Raw genomic sequence first — 3,728 nt, 5'->3', positions numbered from 1 at the left:
AGACGGCGTTGATCGGGGCGGATGCCCGGTCGATGCCGCGGGCGCCGCGGGGACCGGATCCCGCGCGTTTTGGCCGACACCTGGGTTCCCGCGGCGTCCCGCGTCCCGCGTGTTCGTCCCCTGGGCCATGCCCCCGGCGCCACAGGCGCGCGGGGACGATGCCGCATGTCCGGATGGGGCCGCATCCGGGTCGTGCCGGGCGGGCCTTGCACCGGTTGCGTCCCGGCCGCTGCCGCGCGACAACGCGGGCAGCTTTTCGCGATGATCCGGAACACCACAGACGTGACGTCCAACGCCCCGGCGCAGCCCCACAAGACTTTTGGCCTCTCGACCGCGATCTCCTATCCCAACGGCGCGCCCCATATCGGCCACGCCTACGAGGTGATCGCCGCCGACGCGATCGCGCGCTTCCACCGGCTCGACGGCTACGACGTGCTGTTCTCCACCGGCACCGACGAGCACGGCCTCAAGATCCAGCAGGCCGCCACCCGGGCCGGCACCACGCCGCGCGCCTACGTCGACGGCACGGCCGCCCGGTTCCAGGCCATGGCCGACCGGATGGACTGCGCCTACGACCGCTTCATCCGCACCACCGAGCCCGGCCATTACGAAGCCGCCCAGGAGATCTGGCGGCGCATGGAGGCCAAGGGCGACATCTACCTGGACAAGTATGCCGGCTGGTACTCGGTCCGCGACGAGGCCTATTACGACGAAGCCGAGACCCGCCTCCTGGAGGACGGCAGCCGCCGCAGCCTCGCCACTGACACGCCGGTCGTGTGGATGGAGGAGGAGAATTTTCTGTTCCGCCTGTCCGCCTACCAGGACCGGCTGCTGACGCTCTACGCGGAGCAGCCCGGCTTCATCGGGCCGGAAACCCGGAAGAACGAGGTGGCGAGCTTCGTGCGCTCCGGCCTCAAGGACCTCTCGGTCAGCCGCACCAATTTCGACTGGGGCGTGCCGGTGCCGGGGCATCCGAACCACGTGATGTACGTGTGGGTCGATGCGCTGACCAACTACCTGACGGTCACCGGCTTCCCCGACGCGGAGAATCCCAAAAAGAAATTCTGGCCGATGGATCTGCACATCATCGGCAAGGACATCGTCCGGTTCCACGCGGTCTACTGGCCGGCCTTCCTGATGTCGGCCGGACTGCCCTTGCCCAAGCGCGTGTTCGGCCACGGCTTCCTGCTCTCCAAGGGCGAGAAGATGTCGAAGTCGCTCGGCAACGTCCTCGACCCGTTCGAGCTCGCCGACACCTACGGGGTCGATCCGGTGCGCTACTTCGTGCTGCGCGAGGTGCCGTTCGGCGGCGACGGCAGCTACAGCCACGAGGCGATCATCGGCCGGATCAACGCCGACCTCGCCAACGATCTCGGCAACCTCGCTCAGCGCTCGCTCTCGATGGTCGCCAAGAACTGCGACGGCGCGGTGCCGGATCCGGGCTCGCTGGACGCGGCCGACACGGCCCTCTTGGCCCAGGCCGATGCCCTGCCGGAGCGGGCCCGCGCCCTGATGGGCGATCTGGCGCTGCACGGTATCCTGGCCGAGATCTGGGCCGTGGTCGCCGAGGCCAACCGCTACTTCGCGGCCCAGGAGCCGTGGAAGCTGCGCAAGTCCGATCCCGCCCGGATGAACGCGGTGCTGTACACGACGCTGGAGAGCTTGCGCGCCTTCGGCATCCTGACCCAGCCCTTCGTGCCGGGGGCGGCGCAAAAACTCCTCGACCTGCTGGCGGTGCCCGCCGACCGGCGCCAGCTCGCCGATGTGGGGGAGGGGGGGCGCCTCGTGCCCGGCACGGCGCTCCCGGCCCCCGCGCCGATCTTCCCGCGCTTCGAGCGCCCCGAAGCTCCGGCCGCCTGAAGCCCCGAAGTCCCGATGCTCATCGACAGCCACTGCCACCTCGACTTCCCGGACTTCTCCGCCGATCTGCCCGGCGTGATCGCCCGCGCCAAGGCGGCCGGCGTGACCGGCATGCTCACGATCTCGACCCGGGTCGCCCGGGCCGACACCTACCGGGCGATCGCCGAGGCCCATCCCGAGATCTGGCACACGATCGGCACCCATCCGGACGGCGCCGCCGAGGAGCCGGACGTGCCCGCCGAGACGATCGCGGCCCTCGCTGCGGGCAGCCCGCGCTGCGTCGGGATCGGCGAGGCGGGGCTCGACTACCACTACCCCGACGCCGCCCCGGAGGCGGTGCAGGAGCGGGTGCTGCGCGCCCATATCGCGGCGTCCCGCGAGACCGGCCTGCCGCTGGTGATCCATGCCCGCGACGCCGACGACCACATGGAGCGGGTGCTGACCGACGAGATGGGCCGCGCCCCGTTCCGGGCGGTGCTGCACTGCTTCTCCTCCGGCCCCCGGCTGGCCGAGGCCGGGGTGGAGCTGGGGCTGTACGTGTCGTTCTCCGGCATCGTCACCTTCCGGCGTTCGCACGACCTGCGCGCCATCGCCCGGGCCGTGCCCCTGGACCGGATCCTGGTGGAGACCGACGCGCCGTTCCTCGCCCCCGAACCCCATCGCGGGCGGACCAACGAGCCGGCCTACACGGCCGACACCGCCCGGTCCCTGGCCGGGACCCTGGGGCTCGCCCCGGAGGAATTGGCCCGGATCACCACGGCGAACTTTTTCAGATTGTTCGACAAGGCCGCCGGAATGCCTCCGGGCGCCGCGTGACAGGTTAGGAGCGGGAGATCCGGATGGCGAGCCTGACCCTGCGCATCCTCGGCTGCGGTTCCTCCGGCGGGGTCCCGCGGGTCGGCAGCGGCTGGGGCGCCTGCGATCCGAAGAATCCGCGCAACCGCCGGCGGCGCTGCTCGATCCTGGTGGAGCGGACCTCGGGAGCGGGGCGGACCACGCTGCTGGTCGACACCTCGCCCGACCTGCGCGAGCAGCTCCTCGATGCCGACGTACGCCGTTTGGACGCCGTCCTCTACACCCACGCCCATGCCGACCACACCCACGGGATCGACGACCTGCGCCCGCTGGTCATCGCCATGCGGGGCCGCATCCCGGTCTACGCCGATGCTCTGACCCGGTCGCTGCTCACGGCCCGGTTCGGCTACTGTTTCGAGACGCCCCCCGGGAGCGCCTATCCGCCGATCCTCGACCTGCGCGAACTGGCCGGCGACTGCGACCTGTCGCTGCCGGGGGAGGGCGGTCCGATCACGGTGGAAGCGCTTCCCGTCGAGCACGGCAACGAGGCGGCCCTGGGCTTCCGTTTCGGCGCGGCAGCCTACATGCCGGATGTCAGCCTGATCCCGGAGGCGAGCCTCGCGCGCCTGCGCGGGCTTGAGCTGCTGATCATCGACGCCCTGCGGGACACGCCACATCCGACGCACTTCTCGGTCTCGGAGGCGCTGGCGCTGATTGCCGAGGTCAAGCCGCGCCGGGCGGTGCTGACCAATCTGCATACCGATCTCGATTACGCGACCCTGGCCGCGCGCCTGCCGGACGGCATCGTGCCCGCCTATGATGGCCTGAGCCTGAGCCTCGAAGCCTGAACCTATCAACCGAGGGGCGAATCGGGCGTCACACACCTGTCGTCGGCAGAGTCCAAGAAAATCGATCCCCCGGCCAAGAAGCCTGTTGACGGCTCGGATCGGTGGATCTATACCCCGGTTCATCGGCGCCGGCCGCGGAAGTGGACCGGGCGCTGAGCCATCTTCTGACAAGCGGCGGGACTGGCCGGCGAAGTAGCCGGGCGGTACTCTGTTTGCCTCTGATGA

At 70.4% G+C, this 3,728-nt stretch carries 3 protein-coding genes; all 3 read left to right on the top strand.

What is annotated here, in order from left to right:
• Nucleotides 1-282 precede the first annotated feature (282 nt).
• From metG to MKK88_RS13590, 3 genes are read left to right on the top strand one after another with little or no spacing between them, the layout of a single operon-like run.
• Complete coding sequence (gene metG, locus MKK88_RS13600) at nt 283-1,860, top strand: methionine--tRNA ligase (protein ID WP_244000497.1); 1,578 nt, start codon at nt 283-285, stop codon at nt 1,858-1,860.
• Between the two features lie 15 nt (nt 1,861-1,875).
• A complete protein-coding gene (locus MKK88_RS13595) occupies nt 1,876-2,676 on the top strand; it encodes a TatD family hydrolase (RefSeq protein WP_244000496.1) in 801 nt (266 codons plus the stop codon).
• Between the two features lie 23 nt (nt 2,677-2,699).
• Complete coding sequence (locus MKK88_RS13590) at nt 2,700-3,503, top strand: MBL fold metallo-hydrolase (RefSeq protein WP_244000494.1); 804 nt, start codon at nt 2,700-2,702, stop codon at nt 3,501-3,503.
• Nucleotides 3,504-3,728: the final 225 nt, after the last annotated feature.

Origin of the sequence: Methylobacterium sp. E-005, assembly GCF_022829725.1 — a bacterium.
In the GTDB taxonomy this organism is placed as follows: Bacteria; Pseudomonadota; Alphaproteobacteria; order Rhizobiales; family Beijerinckiaceae; genus Methylobacterium.
Note: the sequence above shows the minus strand (reverse complement) of the source record. Positions and strands in the feature narration are given on the sequence as shown.

Bases quoted from the DNA above. Each gene is read 5' to 3' on its own strand.
- MKK88_RS13595 (WP_244000496.1), top strand. From the start codon at position 1,876: ATGCTCATCGACAGCCACTGCCACCTCGACTTCCCGGACTTCTCCGCC.
- MKK88_RS13590 (WP_244000494.1), top strand. From the start codon at position 2,700: ATGGCGAGCCTGACCCTGCGCATCCTCGGCTGCGGTTCCTCCGGCGGG.